Source organism: Streptomyces sp. MB09-01, assembly GCF_033794505.1.
In the GTDB taxonomy this organism is placed as follows: Bacteria; Actinomycetota; Actinomycetes; order Streptomycetales; family Streptomycetaceae; genus Streptomyces.
Window position 1 is genome coordinate 26,739 of record NZ_JARAYQ010000013.1, and the last position, 15,398, is coordinate 42,136.

Annotated in this window: 11 protein-coding genes and 1 pseudogene; 8 read left to right on the plus strand and 4 right to left on the minus strand. The window is 71.5% G+C overall.

All coding sequences use genetic code 11. From position 1 onward, the window contains the following. Nucleotides 1-168 precede the first annotated feature (168 nt). Together PV721_RS04820 and PV721_RS04825 are read left to right on the plus strand one after the other, a co-directional pair. Entirely contained in the window at nucleotides 169-627 is a 459-nt protein-coding gene (locus PV721_RS04820; RefSeq protein ID WP_030302361.1) for an SseB family protein, read from the plus strand. Between the two features lie 241 nt (nucleotides 628-868). Continuing rightward, nucleotides 869-1,204: a winged helix-turn-helix domain-containing protein gene (locus PV721_RS04825; RefSeq protein ID WP_319721535.1), complete on the plus strand. Its 336-nt coding sequence runs from the start codon at nucleotides 869-871 to the stop codon at nucleotides 1,202-1,204. A gap of 25 nt (nucleotides 1,205-1,229) precedes the next feature. Here PV721_RS04825 and PV721_RS04830 read toward each other — a convergent pair whose 3' ends face one another. After that, nucleotides 1,230-3,017, minus strand: coding sequence for a helix-turn-helix domain-containing protein (locus PV721_RS04830; protein ID WP_319721536.1), 1,788 nt, complete (start codon nucleotides 3,015-3,017; stop codon nucleotides 1,230-1,232). 193 nt (nucleotides 3,018-3,210) lie between these two features. On the opposite strand from PV721_RS04830, the gene PV721_RS04835 reads away from it, so the two are divergent. The 4 genes from PV721_RS04835 to PV721_RS04850 all read left to right on the plus strand — a co-directional run bounded on the left by PV721_RS04835 (nucleotide 3,211) and on the right by PV721_RS04850 (nucleotide 5,730). Next, nucleotides 3,211-3,627, plus strand: a complete 417-nt coding sequence (locus PV721_RS04835) for a hypothetical protein (RefSeq protein WP_319721537.1) — start codon at nucleotides 3,211-3,213, stop codon at nucleotides 3,625-3,627. 130 nt (nucleotides 3,628-3,757) lie between these two features. After that, the gene (locus PV721_RS04840; protein ID WP_319721538.1) at nucleotides 3,758-4,129 is read left to right on the plus strand and encodes a hypothetical protein; all 372 of its coding nucleotides are present in this window, start codon (nucleotides 3,758-3,760) and stop codon (nucleotides 4,127-4,129) included. 17 nt (nucleotides 4,130-4,146) lie between these two features. Then, nucleotides 4,147-4,617 (plus strand): hypothetical protein, encoded by a 471-nt coding sequence (locus PV721_RS04845; protein WP_319721539.1) that lies wholly within the window; start codon nucleotides 4,147-4,149, stop codon nucleotides 4,615-4,617. Nucleotides 4,618-4,737: 120 nt separating this feature from the next. Further along, a complete protein-coding gene (locus tag PV721_RS04850; RefSeq protein ID WP_319721540.1) occupies nucleotides 4,738-5,730 on the plus strand; it encodes a pirin family protein in 993 nt (330 codons plus the stop codon). A gap of 39 nt (nucleotides 5,731-5,769) precedes the next feature. Here the strand turns inward: PV721_RS04850 and PV721_RS04855 are convergent. Then, nucleotides 5,770-6,845 (minus strand): annotated as a pseudogene (locus PV721_RS04855) (AI-2E family transporter). A 37-nt stretch (nucleotides 6,846-6,882) separates the two neighbouring features. Beyond that, the gene (locus PV721_RS04860; protein ID WP_319721541.1) at nucleotides 6,883-9,129 is read right to left on the minus strand and encodes a SpoIIE family protein phosphatase; all 2,247 of its coding nucleotides are present in this window, start codon (nucleotides 9,127-9,129) and stop codon (nucleotides 6,883-6,885) included. A 158-nt stretch (nucleotides 9,130-9,287) separates the two neighbouring features. On the opposite strand from PV721_RS04860, the gene aspS reads away from it, so the two are divergent. Continuing rightward, the gene (gene aspS / locus PV721_RS04865) at nucleotides 9,288-11,111 is read left to right on the plus strand and encodes an aspartate--tRNA ligase (protein ID WP_319721542.1); all 1,824 of its coding nucleotides are present in this window, start codon (nucleotides 9,288-9,290) and stop codon (nucleotides 11,109-11,111) included. Between the two features lie 81 nt (nucleotides 11,112-11,192). Here aspS and PV721_RS04870 read toward each other — a convergent pair whose 3' ends face one another. Continuing rightward, a complete protein-coding gene (locus PV721_RS04870) occupies nucleotides 11,193-12,866 on the minus strand; it encodes a VWA domain-containing protein (RefSeq protein WP_319721543.1) in 1,674 nt (557 codons plus the stop codon). Nucleotides 12,867-13,277: 411 nt separating this feature from the next. Between PV721_RS04870 and PV721_RS04875 the strand changes: the two genes are divergently transcribed. Beyond that, nucleotides 13,278-15,365 carry a PhoX family phosphatase gene (locus PV721_RS04875; protein WP_319721544.1) on the plus strand — a complete coding sequence of 696 codons (2,088 nt, stop codon included), beginning with the start codon at nucleotides 13,278-13,280 and terminating at the stop codon, nucleotides 15,363-15,365. Nucleotides 15,366-15,398 lie beyond the last annotated feature (33 nt).

The window sequence follows — 15,398 nt, forward strand, 5'->3', positions numbered from 1 at the left end:
ACGGCTCCGTTAAGGCTCGGGGAGAGAGGTTCCTCGTACATACCAATCGGTAACGTAATGATGCTACCCGTCGGTAATAAGGCGCAACCCCTGACGACTGTGACCAGCGTCAAGCCTGGCGGGAAATGCGTGTCCGAGCGCGACGGGCCGGTCGGTAGTCTTCCCCCCATGTACGGCTACGACCAGAACGTGAGCGCAGGGCAGCAGTACGCCGCCCCGCAGCAGATGGCCGGCGGGTACGGCGAGCAGCCGCTCTACCCCGAGCCATCGCCGCCGTCGCTCGCCGACGCGGTGCGGGCCTTCACCACCGGCTCCCTCTCCGCGGAGGACTTCCAGCAGATCTTCGCCACCTCGAAGGTCTACTGCCCGCGCGGCGAAACCCCCGGATTCCTGGCGCTGCACAACACGCAGCAGCCGGTCATCCCCATGTTCACCACGCTCAAGGAGCTCCGCCGGTACGCCGGCAAGGAGTCCAAGTACTTCGTGATCACCGGCGCCGAGGTGATCGACCTGCTGCCGACCGGGTACGGCTTCGTCCTCGACATGGAGGGCGACCACCGGATGGTCTTCGACGCGAAGGCGGTCGAGCAGATGGTCGACTTCGCCATGCGCCGCATGTACGGCTAGACGCCATTGCTGCGCAGACGGCTGGACGCCGGTGCTGCGCAGACGGCTGGACGCCGGGCCTGACGGGGGGCGGCATTGCTGAGGGTGCACTTCACGGCCGAGGACCTGTTCAACGTCACCTTCGCGAGCGGGCCGCTGCCGATGGTGGAGCTGGCCATGGCGCTGGTCGTGGCAGCGCACCGACGAACCGGCGGTTTTCGGCCGCTGGCGGGACAGGACCGGCCGGGAGCTGCCCGGCCGGGTGCGCCCGCTGCTCGACCTGCTGCGCCCGGACGGTGACAACCCCCATGTGCTGATGTACCCGGCGATGACCCCGCTGCCCCTGGTCGGTTCCGGTCCCGCGGAGCGCGCGCTGGACGCGCTCCTGGGCCGGACCCGCGCGGCGGTGCTCCAGCAGCTGGTGCAGCGGCGCACGACCAGCGAACTGGCCCGGGACCTCGACATCAGCCTCCCCTCGGTCTCGGAGCACACCCGCACCCTGCGCGCAGCCGGCCTGATCACCACCGAGCGGGACGGCAAGGCGGTCCTGCACTCGGTGACGGGCCTGGGCGCGGACCTGCTGCGCAGCGGCGGCTGAGCCGCGCGGGCGTACCGAACAGGGGTCAGGGGGCCCGGGTGAGCAGGACCGGAAGCGCGCCGACCTCGACCGTCCGATCGCCGCCGAGGGCCGAGACGGTGCCGTCGAGGCGGTGCACCGCCGCCGTCTTCCGTGGGGCCGGGACACGGGCGGTGCCCGTCGCGTGCCAGACGATCACCAGCTCGGAGCCGTCGCGGTCGAACCGGCACTGCCAGACGCCGACCGGGAGCCCGGCGGCCACACCGGTCCCGCACGAGTGGATCCGCGTCCCGTGCACCCAGCGGCGCAGCTCCTCGACGTAGAGGGCGGCCCGGGTCGGGGGCTGCCCTTCCGGCTGCATCACGATCGGGATCTTGGTGCCGCCCCAGTTGTAGTAGTACATGCGCGGGTAGCGCGCGTACAGGCCGACGAGGAAGAAGCGGACGGCGTACGCCGACGCGGTGCTCTCGTCCAGCGGCTTCTGAAGGGCGATCTCGTACGAGGTTCCGGTGCTCCACAGCTTGGGGTGTGCGCCGCCCCGGTGGAACGCGCGGTCGATCTCCTCGACCAGGCCGAGCAACTGCTCGGGCGGGTCCGAGGCGGAGCGCTGGTACAGCTTGACGCCGGCGACGTCGCAGGAGTCGTAGCCGCGGAGCTCGGCGAACCGCTCCAGCGTGCGCAGGGCGTCCGGCTCCCAGAGCCGGCCCATGGACGGGCAGACGACGGTCGCGTCGGGGTCCACGGCGTCGAGCACGGCCTTCGCGCTGCGGGTCATCTCGGCCAGAGCCTCCACGTTCCCGCTGAAGTAGCGCGAGTCGTTGCCCATGACCCACAGCTCGTACGCGTCGATGCGACCCCGGTAGCGCTCGGCGACGGCGGTGACGAAGGCCTGCCAGTCGGCCGGGTCGTCGGGCGGGCTGGTGCGCGAGCCGTCGTCGTAGGCCGTGCGGGGGCCGTGGGGGCTGGCCCAGTCGGGTGTCCCGCCCATGGTGAAGACCACGGGCAGGCCCGCCTGGTTCGCGGCGGTGACGAGCCGGTCGAGGACGGACCAGTCGTAGGTGCCGCGCCGCGGCTGGATGTTCGCCCATCTCGTACGGGTGTCCCAGAGGCGGACGGTGTCGACCTGGAAGGTGGGCATGGCGCCGGTGCTGGAGTTGAGGGTCATGCCGAAGAGGCCGTTCGACACCGGGACCGGTGACTGGGCCCAGGGCGCGGGCCCTTGCCCGGCGGTGGCTCCGGGGAGGGGGCGGGACGGCGCCGGAGGGGCCGTGGCATGCGTGGATCCGCTCAGCGAAGCCACGCACAGCAGGATGAAGGCCACGGAGGCGAGGGCCAGCCGGGCGCCGCCGGGCGGGGACGGCGCCGTACGGGGCGCGGCCGGTGGCGGTACGGCCTGCACCGGTAGGCCCTGGACCGGTACGCCCTGCACCGGTAGGCCCTGCACCGGTAGGCCCTGCACCGGTACGCCCTGCACCGCCGGCTCCGGGGAGCGGTCCTCCCCTCCACCCGCGGTGTCCGGCTCCGTCTCCCTTTCGGTCTCCGGGGCGGAGGCGGCCGCCCAATGGCGGTAGAGGTCCGCCAGTTCGCGGGGAGTCGCCCTGCATATCCGAGCGATTCTCTCCGCCGCGCCGAATTCTGCGGGAATGATGATTCCCCGGCAATACCGGTGTACGGACGAGCGGCTCATGTGTGCCTTGCGGGCCAGCGTTTCGTAGCTGTGGCCGCGCCGGTCTTTCAGCTCGGTGAGCAGGTCGGCGAAATCCTGTCGGCTTTTGGTGCGGTCAAGCGCCCCCGGCGGCGTGCCCTCCGGTTGCTCTCTGGCGGATTCACTCACGAAAAATTCCCCCCTCCGCGCCGGACTCCCGTCCCATGGCACGGCATATCCGCAGGTCAGGGCGGATGAATTATCCCAGCGTCCCAGCCTAGTCCAATCGGTTGCGAGCTCGCAGTGCTCTCTTTCAGGCTGTGTCTCAGCGGGGGGCCGAAATCAGTCGCAGACAAATGGCTACAACGGAGGAATGAGAGACATGTCTTTTCTCGACACGCGTCACCGGATGGAATCGGTCATGGTTATCGCGGCTGCTCTCGCGGGCCTTTCCGTTGCTGCGGCCCAACCTGCTGCGGCCGCAGTCGATGGGGCGACCGGTCAGTCCTGTTCCTGGGCTTGCGGGAAGCTGACGAATTCAACCAACGCCGGCCTCTGGGCCACGGTGGAATGGGGGACGTCGGACTCGGAACGCTTCTACTGGAAGCGCTGGGTTCCCGCCGGCACTTCCATGGGCGGCAACAGCAGCGGGGTCGACGTCGACGGGGTGTACGTCGCGGGCGGATGCGTGGCGTCCGGCTACGTGGCCGGCATCCTCAGCCGCCCGGTCTGGTGGAGCGGCGGCTGGCACAAGATCTCGGGCGACGAGCACGTCGTGCTCTCCGGCCTCTCCTGCTAGCAGCCGGCCCGCGACCTTTCGGGCTGGAGCGAAACCATCGCGGCGCGGGTGTGCCGCGCCGGAACATCAGTGCCGCGGGGGACGTCACGGCGTCACGGGGGCCCCGCCCATTCACATCAAGGAGACAGCAATGGCTCGTATGTCGATCCGCAAGAAGGTCGCAGCAGTGGTGGCCACCGGCGTGATGGCGCTCGGTACGGGGGTGCTCGGTGCGGGGCCGGCGCAGGCGGACTCGTTCCAGTGTCCCGAGGGTGACGTGTGCATCTACGGCCAGAACGCGGGATGGGACACCACGCCGACCAACCAGTACCGGACTGCGGGCGTCCACAAGCTCTACAACCAGTGGGGGTCCCACATCGTCTACAACAACCAGACCCACGGTTGGACGGTGCAGCTCTGCCGGACGTCCTACGGGACGGACTGCCTGCCCAAGATGAGGCCCGGCGACGGCTGGCCGGAGAACCTCACCCCGATCAACTCGATCCGGATCGCGTCCTCGTGAAGGTGAAGGAGGCCCTCATGGACCGGAAGACGGTGCTCCGGAGTCTTGCCGTCGCGTCGGTGGCGGCGTGCGGCCTGCTCGTCGCGGTCGCCCCCGCCCATGCCGTCCCGCCGGCCCCTGCCGTCGTCGGCGGCGACGTCATCCGGCACGACGGCATCCAGAACCTGATCATCGCCAAGGACATCGCCGCCACGAACGTCGGGCGCGGCAGCAGCTGCTCGATCTGGAACTGGGACGGCGGCAGCGCCGGCAACCCGGTCAATCCGGGCGGCAACTGCCGGACGACCAGCATGAACGGCAGGACGTACAGCTGGACGGTGTACAGCGACACGGATGCCTTCACCGTGCGGGACGAGGCCTACTGGCTGAACATGCACGGCACCTGGCACCGCATCGGGGCCAGCATCTACACGAAGATCAACGACGCGGAGAACGCGCACTGCTATCGGGAGTCCGACGGTGTGAACTGCTACGTCGAGTGGGGCTGAGCCGCACCGCGCGCCTGCACCTGAGCCCGGGGGGAATTCCCCCCGGGCTCCTTCTGTTCTGCGGGGTGTGGCAGAAAGTTCGAGTTTCAACTAAACTCGAAGCAGAAGGAGGTCCTGACCATGCCCGCAGTGACTGTTGAGAACCCGTTGACGCTTCCGCGAGTGGCCGAGCCGCAGGCCGCCGTCCCGCGCAAGGTGCTGGCCGTCGTCTCCGCTCCCGGTGGGTTCGAGGGCGAGGGATTCCCGGTGCGCCGCGCGTTCGCGGGGATCAACTACCAGTACCTCGACCCGTTCATCATGATGGACCAGATGGGCGAGGTGGAGTACGCGCCGGGCGAGCCCAAGGGCACGCCCTGGCACCCGCACCGCGGCTTCGAGACCGTCACGTACCTGATCGACGGAACCTTCGTCCACCAGGACAGCAACGGCGGCGGCGGAGTCATCAACGGCGGTGACACGCAGTGGATGACCGCCGGGTCCGGACTGCTGCACATCGAGGCTCCGCCGGAGGCCCTCGTCGTCAGCGGCGGCCTCTTCCACGGCCTCCAGCTGTGGGTGAACCTCCCGGCCTCCGACAAGATGATGCCCCCGCGCTACCAGGACATCGGCGGCGGCCAGGTCCAGCTGCTGACCACCCCGGACGGCGGCGCCCTGCTCCGCGTGATCGCCGGCGAGCTCGACGGCCACCAGGGCCCGGGCATCACCCACACCCCGATCACGATGATCCACGCGACCGTCACGCCGGGCGCGCAGATCACCCTGCCGTGGCGCGAGGACTTCAACGCGCTGGCGTACGTCATGGCCGGCCGCGGGTCGGTCGGCGAGGACCGCCGGCCCGTCCAGACCGGACAGACGGCCGTCTTCGGCGAGGGCGGCTCGCTCACGCTGCGGGCGGACGAGTCCCAGGACTCCAACGCCCCGGACCTGGAGGTCGTGCTCCTCGGCGGCCGCCCGATCCGTGAGCCGATGGCGCACTACGGTCCGTTCGTCATGAACAGCAAGCACGAACTCCAGCAGGCCTTCGACGACTTCCAGGCCGGCCGGCTGGGCCGCATCCCCACAACCGCGCGCACCGGGCTCGGCCACCGCGGCGCCGGCGACGCGGAGGACTGACCCGCCCCGACGGGCTCCCGGCCGGGAGCCCGTCCCGCTCTACGCGGCGTCCGCCGGATCCACGGGTCCGGGGGGCGCCGCGTCGGCGTACAGGGCCCGCAGCTCCGAAATCACCCCGAAGAGGGCCGCGGCCACCGGTACCGCGAGGAGCATTCCGAGGATCCCGGCCACGCTCGCCCCCGTCGGTGATGGCCAGCATCACGACGGCCGGATGCATCTGCACCGTGCGGCTCTGCACCACGGGCTGCAGCACGTACCCCTCGATCATCTGGACCAGCAGCACCAGGCCCAGGGTCCACAGCCCGATGATCCAGCCCCGGTCGGCGAAGGCGACGAGGACCACCACCGCGCCCGAGAGGAACGCGCCGAGGTACGGGATGTAGGTCACGAAGACCAGCGCGGCCAGCCCCAGCGCGCCCGGCACGTCGAGGACCAGCAGACCCACGCCGATCAGCACGGCGTCCACCAGGGCCACGAAGGTGGTCCCGCGCATGAAGCCCTCGACCGCCTCGAAGGCGCGCCGCCCCTTGCCTCCATGGATCGCCCGAGCGGCTCGGCACCAGTGAGCGCAGCGTTCCCACGGCCCGGTCGGAGTCGCGGAGGAAGAAGAAGATCAGCACGAGTGCGAGCAGCACCATCGCGAGCACCGAGCCGACCACGCCGAGGCCGGCGACGAGGCCCGAGGCGGCCGTGCCGCCGAACTTCTCCAGCAGCTCCGCGGAGTTCTCGGCGATGTCCTCCACGAGGTCCCCACCGCCCCGAAGGCTCGGAGAGCGTCCGGCCGGCCCGCCCCAGCGCGTCGACGATCTCGTCGCCCGTCTCCACGAGCGCGAGGACGACCAGGTACGCGGCCCCGCCGACGACGGCGGTCACCGCGAGGCAGGTCAGGGCCGCGGCGAGGGAGCGGTTCATCTTCATGCGGACCAGGCGCCGGTGCATCGGCCCGAGCAGGGCCGTACCGAGCACGGCCAGCAGGACGGGCGTGACGGCGGTCTGGAAGACCACGCACAGCCGGACGGCGACGGCGAGGACCCCGTGACGAGCAGGAGGACCCCGCACCAGGCGGCGGGCCGCCGAACGGGCTCCGGCAGAAGGGGAACGGGAGCATGGGGCACGGAGCATCCGACCACGGCGCGCTCCGGCCGCCGGGGCTCACACCACGGGGTCGGCGTCCGTCTTCGACTGCTCGTGCAGCTCGAACCAGATCGACTTGCCCTCGCCCTGCGGGTCCACCCCCCAGGTGTCGGCGAGCATCTCCATCAGCAGCACCCCGCGGCCGCTGGAGGACATCTCGCCGGGGTGCCGCTTGTGCGGGAGCTCGTCGCTCCCGTCCGCGACCTCCACGCGCAGCCGGCGCGCGCCCAGTTCGCCGACCGCCTCCGCCACCAGCAGTGCGTCGCCGTCGGTGTGCATCAGAACGTTCGTGACCATCTCGGAGACCATCAGCACGGCCGAGTCCACCTGGTCGGCGTCGGCCCAGTCGTGCAGCAGGTCGCGGACCTGCCGGCGGGCGCCGGCGATCCGCTCCGGTTCGGCCTGGGCCACCGTCAGCACCGTACGGCGCGCCGGGCGGGCCGGATGCGTCAGCGGGGCGCCGCAGCCGCAGTCCTCGCCCTCGCGGCCCAGCAGCACCACGGCTATGTCGTCCTCGCGGCGGTCGGCCAGCGGACCCGTGGTGTGGTGCGAGGACGGCCCGTGCACGGCCTGGACCAGGAGGTCGGCCAGCCTTTCGAGGTGCGGGGGCCGGAAGTGCCCGGCCGCCGCGTCCTCCGGCTCGTGCGCGCTCCCGGACCCGTGCGTGTCGGACTCCAGGACCGCGCGCAGCCGCGCCCAGCCCGTGTCCAGGTCGTGCCCGCCGGTCTCGATGAGCCCGTCGGTGCACAGCATCATCGTCTCGCCCGGCTCCAGGGTGAACCGGGTGGTGGGGTAGTCGGTGTCGGGGACGATCCCGAGGGGGAGCCCACCCGCGGTGGGGCGCATCAGGACGGTGCCGTCGGTCATCCGGATCGCGGGGTCGGGGTGGCCGGCGCGGGCCACCTCCAGCATTCCGGTCTTCGGGTCGCACTCGACGTACAGGCAGGTCGCGAACCGCGGGCTCTGGAAGTCCGCGTCCAGCTCGGCGGCCGACCCCGATCCCGTGCCGGTGCCCGCGTCCTCGTACGGGTCGGACTCCGGCGAGGCGCACAGCCCGGCCAGGAAGCGGGAGGCCCGCGAGAGCACCGCGTCGGGCCGGTGGCCCTCGGACGCGTACGCCCGTACGGCGATCCGCAGCTGGCCCATCAGCCCGGCCGCCCGGACGTCGTGGCCCTGCACGTCGCCGATGACCAGCGCGAACCTGCCCGAGGGCAGTGGGATCATGTCGTACCAGTCGCCGCCCACCTGGAGCCCGCCACCGGTCGGAACGTACCGCGCCGCGATCTGCATGCCGGGGATCTCCGGGCCGAGCTGCGGCATCATCGACCGCTGCAGGCCGGTGGTGAGCTCCCGCTCGGATTCGGCCACCCCGGCGCGCTGGAGCGCCTGGGCCAGCATCCGGGCCACGGTCGTCAGGACGGAGCGCTCGTCGGGGGAGAAGGACGCCGGGTGCTTGAAGGCGGCCATCCAGGCGCCCATGGTCCGCCCGGCCACGGTCAGCGGCAGGAAGGCCCAGGACACCCGGTCGAAGCGCTGGGCGAGCGGCCAGGTGGCCGGGAACCGCCGCTTGTAGTCCTCCGGGGTGGCCAGGTAGATCGCCCGGCCGGTACGGACGACCTCGGCGGCCGGGTAGTCCGTCTCCAGCAGCATGTCCGTGAAGGGCTCCTCGTCCCCCGGATCGTGCCCGTGGTGGCCGATGATCGACAGCCGCTCCCCGGCCACGCCGAAGACGGCCAGCCCGTCCGGGCTGAAGCCGGGCATGGACAGCGAGGCCGCGACCCGCAGCACCTCGGCCGTGGACCGGGCCTCCGCCAGCGCGCGCCCTGCGTCCAGCAGGAAGGCCTCGCGGGAGCGCCGCCAGTCGCCGGTGATGGGGGTGTGGGCGGCGGTGGTGCCGGGCTGCGGCTCGGCGATCTCCTGGATGGTGCCGATCAGCTCGTAGTCCACGCCGCCGTCGGCGGACCGGCTCTCCAGCGGTTTGGAGCGGCTGCGCACGGTCCGCAGGACCCGCCCGTCCACGTCCATGATCCGCAGCCGGGCCTCGGCGAGGGTGCCCTCGGCGACGGCCAGGTTCACGATCCCGTTGATCTCGTTCCAGTCCACCGGGTGGAACCGGGACCGTACGGAGACCTCCGGCAGCACCACGGGCTCCGGGGGCAGCCCGAGGAGCCGGGCGGCCTCACCGTCAAGCGTGACCGTCCCGGAGGCGTTGTCCCACCGCCACAGGCCCGTCGCGATGGCGGCCAGGACGTCCTCGGTGCGCACCCGGCCATCTTTACAGGTCATATCCGTCAGGTGCCTGTTAAGAGGGACAGCCGGACGCATTTGCGCAGGCTGGAGGGAGTGCCCGACCCGTCACCTTCCCGGACGGTAACCTTGGGACGGTTGAATCCACCCTGGTATCGCGTAGAACTGGATGACTGATGCATCGGTACAGGTCCCACACCTGCGGCGAGCTCCGCGCTTCTGACGTCGCCGCCGACGTCCGGCTGAGCGGCTGGCTGCACAACCGTCGAGACCTGGGCGGCATCCTCTTCATCGATCTGCGGGACCACTACGGCATCACGCAGCTCGTCGCCCGGCCCGGCACCGCCGCGAACGAGGCGCTCAGCAGCCTCACCAAGGAGACCGTCGTCCGCATCGACGGCAAGGTCGTCTCCCGTGGCGCGGACAACGTCAACCCCGAGCTGCCGACCGGCGAGATCGAGATCGAGGTCGCCGAGGTCGAGGTGCTGGGCGCGTCCGCCCCGCTGCCCTTCACGATCAACACCGACGACGGTGTGAACGAGGAGCGGCGCCTGGAGTACCGCTTCCTCGACCTGCGCCGCGAGCGCATGCACCGCAACATCATGCTGCGCTCGGCGGTCATCGCCTCGATCCGCTCCAAGATGGTGGCCCTCGGCTTCAACGAGATGGCGACCCCGATCCTCACCGCGACCTCCCCCGAGGGCGCCCGTGACTTCGTGGTGCCGTCCCGCCTGAACCCGGGCAAGTTCTACGCCCTGCCGCAGGCCCCGCAGCAGTTCAAGCAGCTGCTGATGATCTCCGGCTTCGACCGGTACTTCCAGATCGCGCCCTGCTTCCGCGACGAGGACGCCCGCGCCGACCGCTCGCCGGGCGAGTTCTACCAGCTCGACGTGGAGATGTCGTTCGTCGAGCAGGAGGACGTCTTCCAGCCGATCGAGCGCCTGATGACCGAGCTCTTCACCGAGTTCGGCAACGGCCGCGAGGTCACCTCGCCGTTCCCGCGGATCCCGTTCCGCGAGTCGATGCTGAAGTACGGCAACGACAAGCCCGACCTGCGCGCCAAGCTGGAGCTCGTCGACATCACCGACGTGTTCGAGGGCTCGGAGTTCAAGGCGTTCGCCGGCAAGCACGTGCGTGCCCTGGCCGTCCCGGACACCGCCGGCCAGCCGCGCAAGTTCTTCGACGGCCTCGGCGAGTACGCGATCTCGCTGGGCGCCAAGGGCCTGGCCTGGGTGCGCGTGGGCGAGGACGGTGCCCTGACCGGCCCGATCGCCAAGTTCCTCACCGAGGAGAACGTCAAGGTCCTCACCGAGCGCCTGGGCCTGGCCCCCGGCCACGCGGTGTTCTTCGGCGCGGGCGACTTCGACGAGGTCTCCAAGATCATGTCCGGCGTTCGCGTCGAGGCGGCCAAGCGCGCGGGCCAGTTCGAGGAGAACGTCTTCCGCTTCTGCTGGATCGTCGACTTCCCGATGTACGAGAAGGACGAGGAGACCGGCAAGATCGACTTCTCGCACAACCCCTTCTCCATGCCCCAGGGCGGCATGAAGGACCTGGAGGAGAAGGACCCGCTCGACATCCTGGCGTGGCAGTACGACATCGTCTGCAACGGCATCGAGCTGTCCTCCGGCGCCATCCGCAACCACGAGCCCGAGGTCATGCTGAAGGCCTTCGAGATCGCCGGTTACGAGGCGGAGACCGTCGAGCGCGAGTTCGCCGGCATGCTGCGCGCGTTCCGCCTCGGCGCCCCGCCGCACGGTGGCATCGCCCCGGGCGTGGACCGCATCGTGATGCTGCTGGCGGACGAGCCGAACATCCGCGAGACGATCGCCTTCCCGCTGAACGGCAACGCGCAGGACCTGATGATGGGCGCGCCGACGGTGCTGGAGGAGGCCCGTCTGCGCGAGCTGAACATCGCGCTGCGCAAGCCGGTCGAGACGAAGGCGGCGGAGCGTCCGGTCTCCGACGCGGTCGTCCCGGACGCCGGGTCCCCGCGGGGCTGAACCCGCCGAACACGCCGAAGGCGGCGCCCCCTCTCCTTGCGGGAGGAGGCGCCGCCTTCTGCGTACGGCCGGGGGCGGGGCCTAGAACCGGTCGAGGACGCCCTTGAGCAGGGCGGCGGAGGTCAGCTCCGTGGGGGCCGGGCCGGCGTGGAAGAAGCCGGCGTTCTCGGCGTCCAGCTTGCGCAGGAAGTCGAAGGCCTTGTTCTCGTGGTCGCCGAAAGCGACGAACTGCCAGTGGATGCCGGGCGCGGTGGCGGCGGCGTCGGTGATCGCCTGACGGGCGGGCTGACGGTTGTCGGGGGCGCCGTCGGTCTGGAAGACGACCAGGGCGGGGCCCTCGCCGCCGTCCTTCTGGTAGCGCTCGACGACGGCCTCGACGGCCACGTGGTAGCTGGTGCGGCCCATCCGGCCGAGCTCGGCGTGGCGGGCCTCGACCCACGCCGCGTCGTGGGTGTCGAGGGCCAGGTCGGCGGTGCCGTCCACCTCCGTGGAGAAGAACACGGTGTGCACGGTCGCCGCGTCGTCGAGGTGCGCGGCGAGGGCGAGGGCGTGGTCGGCGAGGTACTGCGCGCTGCCGTCCTTGTAGAAGCCGCGCATCGACCCGGACCGGTCCAGGACGAGGTACACCTTGGCCCGCGCCCCGGTCTTCCCCTTGCTGCGGAGCACCTGGCCGGCGGCCTTGTACGCACCGACGACCTCGGGCGCGCGACGCCGTACGGCGGCGAGCGCGTGCGCGGCCGTCTGGGTGGCCCCGTCGACCTCGTCCGCCGTCTGGGTGGCCCCGTCGACCTCGTCCGCCTGCGGGGTGGCCCCCTCGACCTCGTCCGCCTCCGGCGCGGGTACGTCGGCCTCGGCGGCCAGCGGCTCCGCCTGCGGCGTGGCGTCGGCGTCGGGCTGCTCCTGCGCCTGCGGCGCGGCGGCTTCGGCTGCTGCCGGCTCCGGCGCCGCCTCCGGCTCGTCCTGCGCCTGCGGCGCGGTGTCGGGCTCTGCCTGCTCCGCAGCCGCGGTGGTGTCCGTCTCGGCCACCGGTGCGGTGGCTTCGGCGGCCAGGGGCTCGTCCTGAGCCTCCGGCGCGGCCACGTCGGCCTCTGCCGCCGGCGGCTCGGCCTCGGGCTGCTCAGCAGCCGCGGGGGCGTCCGCCTCTGCGGCCAGGGGCTCCGGTTCGGCGGATCCGGCAATCTGCGGGTCCGGCTCGGCCGCCGGTGCGGCCCCCGCCTCCGGCGCGGGTGCGCCGGCCTCGGCGGCGGCAGGCTCGGGCTCCGCAGTGGTGGCAGCCGGCTCGTCCTGTGCCTGCGGCGCGGTGTCGGGCTCCGCGGTGGCGGCCAGGGGCTCCGCCTCCGGCGCGGGTGCGCCGGCCTCGGCGGCGGCAGGCTCGGCCTCGGCGGCGGCGGCAGGCTCGGCCTCGGTGGCGGCAGGGTCGGGCTCCGCAGTGGTGGCAGCCGGCTCGTCCTGTGCCTGCGGCGCGGTGTCGGGCTCCGCAGGGGCGGCCGGGGCCTTCGCCTCCGGGGCGGGGGCCTCGGTGGCGGCAGGCTCGGGCTTCGCAGGGGCGGGAGCCTCGGGCCGCTCCGCTGCCGGCGGGGTGGTTTCCGGGCCGGGCGCCGCCGCAGGCGAGGGCGCGCGGCGGGCTTCGGGGACCGTGGGGTCCGCCGCCGGGGCGGGGGCCGTGAGGACCGTCCCGGGCTCGCGGTCCCGCGGGGCGGACTGAGGAGGAACAGTGGGGTTGTCGAAGGACGCCGCCACCAGATCGGCGGCCACGTCCAGGGGAGTACGTTCCGCCTGGTTGGGGACAGCGGCCGAGGGGGCGTCCGTAGTCTCCGGAACGGGTTCTTCAGACCGTCCGAACACCTTGCGCAACAAGCTCCGAATACCCATGGGCCAGGCCTTTCGCATGAGTGCGTGCGTCATTTGTCCGTGCTGCGCGGATGATCCCTGCCCAGAGTGGACACGTAAGGTTATCGGCCGCCCGGCTGGATCTTCGGCAGGGTCGCCTTTCGTGGCGTCCGGCTTCCAAACACCCGCAGACCGCCCTCGAACTGCCGCTCCGACGTGCCGGGTTCACCGACCGTTCATCCCCGCGCCGCCGCTTCGGCGCAACCCGGGCCTAGCGTCACGGCTGGATCGTTCCGACACGTTGTCGGCGCTCACGCAGCTACTCGGAGGACACTCGTGCGCAAGCTTCTGCCGCTCATCGGCAACCCGCATGGGAGCGGCCGGTCCGCTCTCACCTGTCGTTACCGCTGTGGCGACGCCTGCTTCCACGAGGTGCCGAACACCAGCGACAACGAGTACGCCGGCGACGTCATAGCCCGCGCGTACTCCCGCCGCTCGATGCTGCGTTCCGCCGCCGTCGTGACGGTCGCCACCGCCGCCGGTACCGCCGTGGCCCTCAGCGGCCCGGGGCAGACCGCGAACGCCAGCCCCTCCGGTGAGGCCGCGGCCGCCGGCGCCGGCAAGGGCGGCGAGGCCGCCCGCGGCCTCCGCTTCAAGGCCGTCGCGCCCAACACCGACGACAAGGTCACCATCCCCGAGGGCCACGAGCAGAACGTGGTCATCCGCTGGGGCGAGCCGATCATCAAGGGCGCTCCGGGCTTCGACCCCGACAAGCAGACCGCCGCCGCGCAGGCCGGTCAGTTCGGCTACAACAACGACTTCCTGAGCCTCCTCCCGCTCGGCGGCGACTACGAGCGCCAGCAGCTGCTCGTGGCCAATCACGAGTACACCGACGAGATCCTCATGTTCAAGGGCTACGACCCGGCCAAGCCGACCCGCGAGCAGGTCGAGATCGCCTGGGCCGCGCACGGCCTGTCCGTGGTCGTCGTCCAGGAGGACCACCGCAGCGGCAAGCTGACCGCCGTCACCCGCCACCAGCTCAACCGCCGCCTGACGGCCACCAGCGAGTTCAGGCTGACCGGCCCGGCCGCGGGCAGCGCCCTGCTGAAGACCTCCGTCGACGCCACCGGCACCAAGGTGCTCGGCACCCTCAACAACTGCGCCGGCGGCACCACCCCGTGGGGCACCACCCTCCACGGCGAGGAGAACTTCAACCAGTACTTCGGCAACGCCGGCCAGGTCACCGACCCGGCCGCGGCCGCCCGCCTGAAGCGCTACGGCGTGACCGCCGGCGCCACCGAACGCAAGTGGGAGCTGTTCGACAAGCGCTTCGACGTGGCGCAGGAGCCCAACGAGTCGCACCGCTTCGGCTGGGTCGTCGAGCTGGACCCGTACGACCCGAACTCCGTCCCGCGCAAGCGCACCGCGCTGGGCCGCTTCAAGCACGAGGCCGCGCAGCCCCGCCTGACCGAGGACGGCCGCCCGGTCGTCTACATGGGCGACGACGAGCGCTTCGACTACTTCTACAAGTTCGTCTCGTCGAAGCAGATGAAGAAGGGCAACTCGCGCGCGGCGAAGGAGCACAACCTCACGCTGCTCGACGAGGGCACCCTCTACGTCGCCAAGCTCACCGGCGACTCCCCGGCCGCCGAGCTCGACGGCACCGGCAAGCACCCCTCCGACGGCGAGTTCGACGGCTCCGGCGTCTGGATCAAGCTGGCCACCGGCAACGTCTCGCACGTCGAGGGCATGACGGCCGAGGAGGTGTACATCTTCACGCGCCAGGCCGCCGACAAGGTGGGCGCCACCAAGATGGACCGCCCCGAGGACGTCGAGCCCTCCCCGCGGACCGGCCGCGTCTACGTCGCGCTGACCAACAACACGGACCGTGGCAAGCCGGGCAAGGAAGGCGCGACCGAGGCCAACCCGCGCAATCTGAACAAGCACGGCCAGATCCTGGAGCTCGCCGAGAACTTCGACGACCCGGCCGGCGACGGCTTCGCCTGGCGCCTCTTCCTGGTCGCCGGTGACCCGAACGACCCGGCGACGTACTTCGCGGGCTTCCCGAAGGACAAGGTCAGCCCGATCTCCTGCCCGGACAACGTGGCCTTCGACCCGCACGGCAACCTGTGGATCTCCACGGACGGCAACCAGCTCGGCTCCCACGACGGGCTGTTCGGCGTCGCGACGGCCGGTGAGCGCCGCGGTGAGCTGAAGCAGTTCCTGACCGTTCCGCGCGGCGCCGAGACCTGCGGCCCGCTGATCCAGGACAAGCGCGTCCTGGTGGCCGTCCAGCACCCGGGCGAGATCGACGGCGCGTCCGTCGAGAAGCCGCAGTCGGTGTGGCCCGACGGCCCCGGCAAGATCGTCCGCCCGGCCGTCGTCTCGGTCTGGCGCAAGGACGGCAAGAACATCGGCGTCTGATCCGGTGGTCGGGCCGATGTTCCACGTGAAACA

What these genes read in the sequence shown, in the direction of transcription:
- PV721_RS04820 (WP_030302361.1), top strand. Translation starts at nt 169, where the DNA reads ATGTACGGCTACGACCAGAACGTGAGCGCAGGGCAGCAGTACGCCGCC.
- PV721_RS04835 (WP_319721537.1), top strand. Translation starts at nt 3,211, where the DNA reads ATGTCTTTTCTCGACACGCGTCACCGGATGGAATCGGTCATGGTTATC.
- PV721_RS04840 (WP_319721538.1), top strand. Translation starts at nt 3,758, where the DNA reads ATGGCTCGTATGTCGATCCGCAAGAAGGTCGCAGCAGTGGTGGCCACC.
- PV721_RS04845 (WP_319721539.1), top strand. Translation starts at nt 4,147, where the DNA reads ATGGACCGGAAGACGGTGCTCCGGAGTCTTGCCGTCGCGTCGGTGGCG.
- PV721_RS04850 (WP_319721540.1), top strand. Translation starts at nt 4,738, where the DNA reads ATGCCCGCAGTGACTGTTGAGAACCCGTTGACGCTTCCGCGAGTGGCC.
- aspS (WP_319721542.1), top strand. Translation starts at nt 9,288, where the DNA reads ATGCATCGGTACAGGTCCCACACCTGCGGCGAGCTCCGCGCTTCTGAC.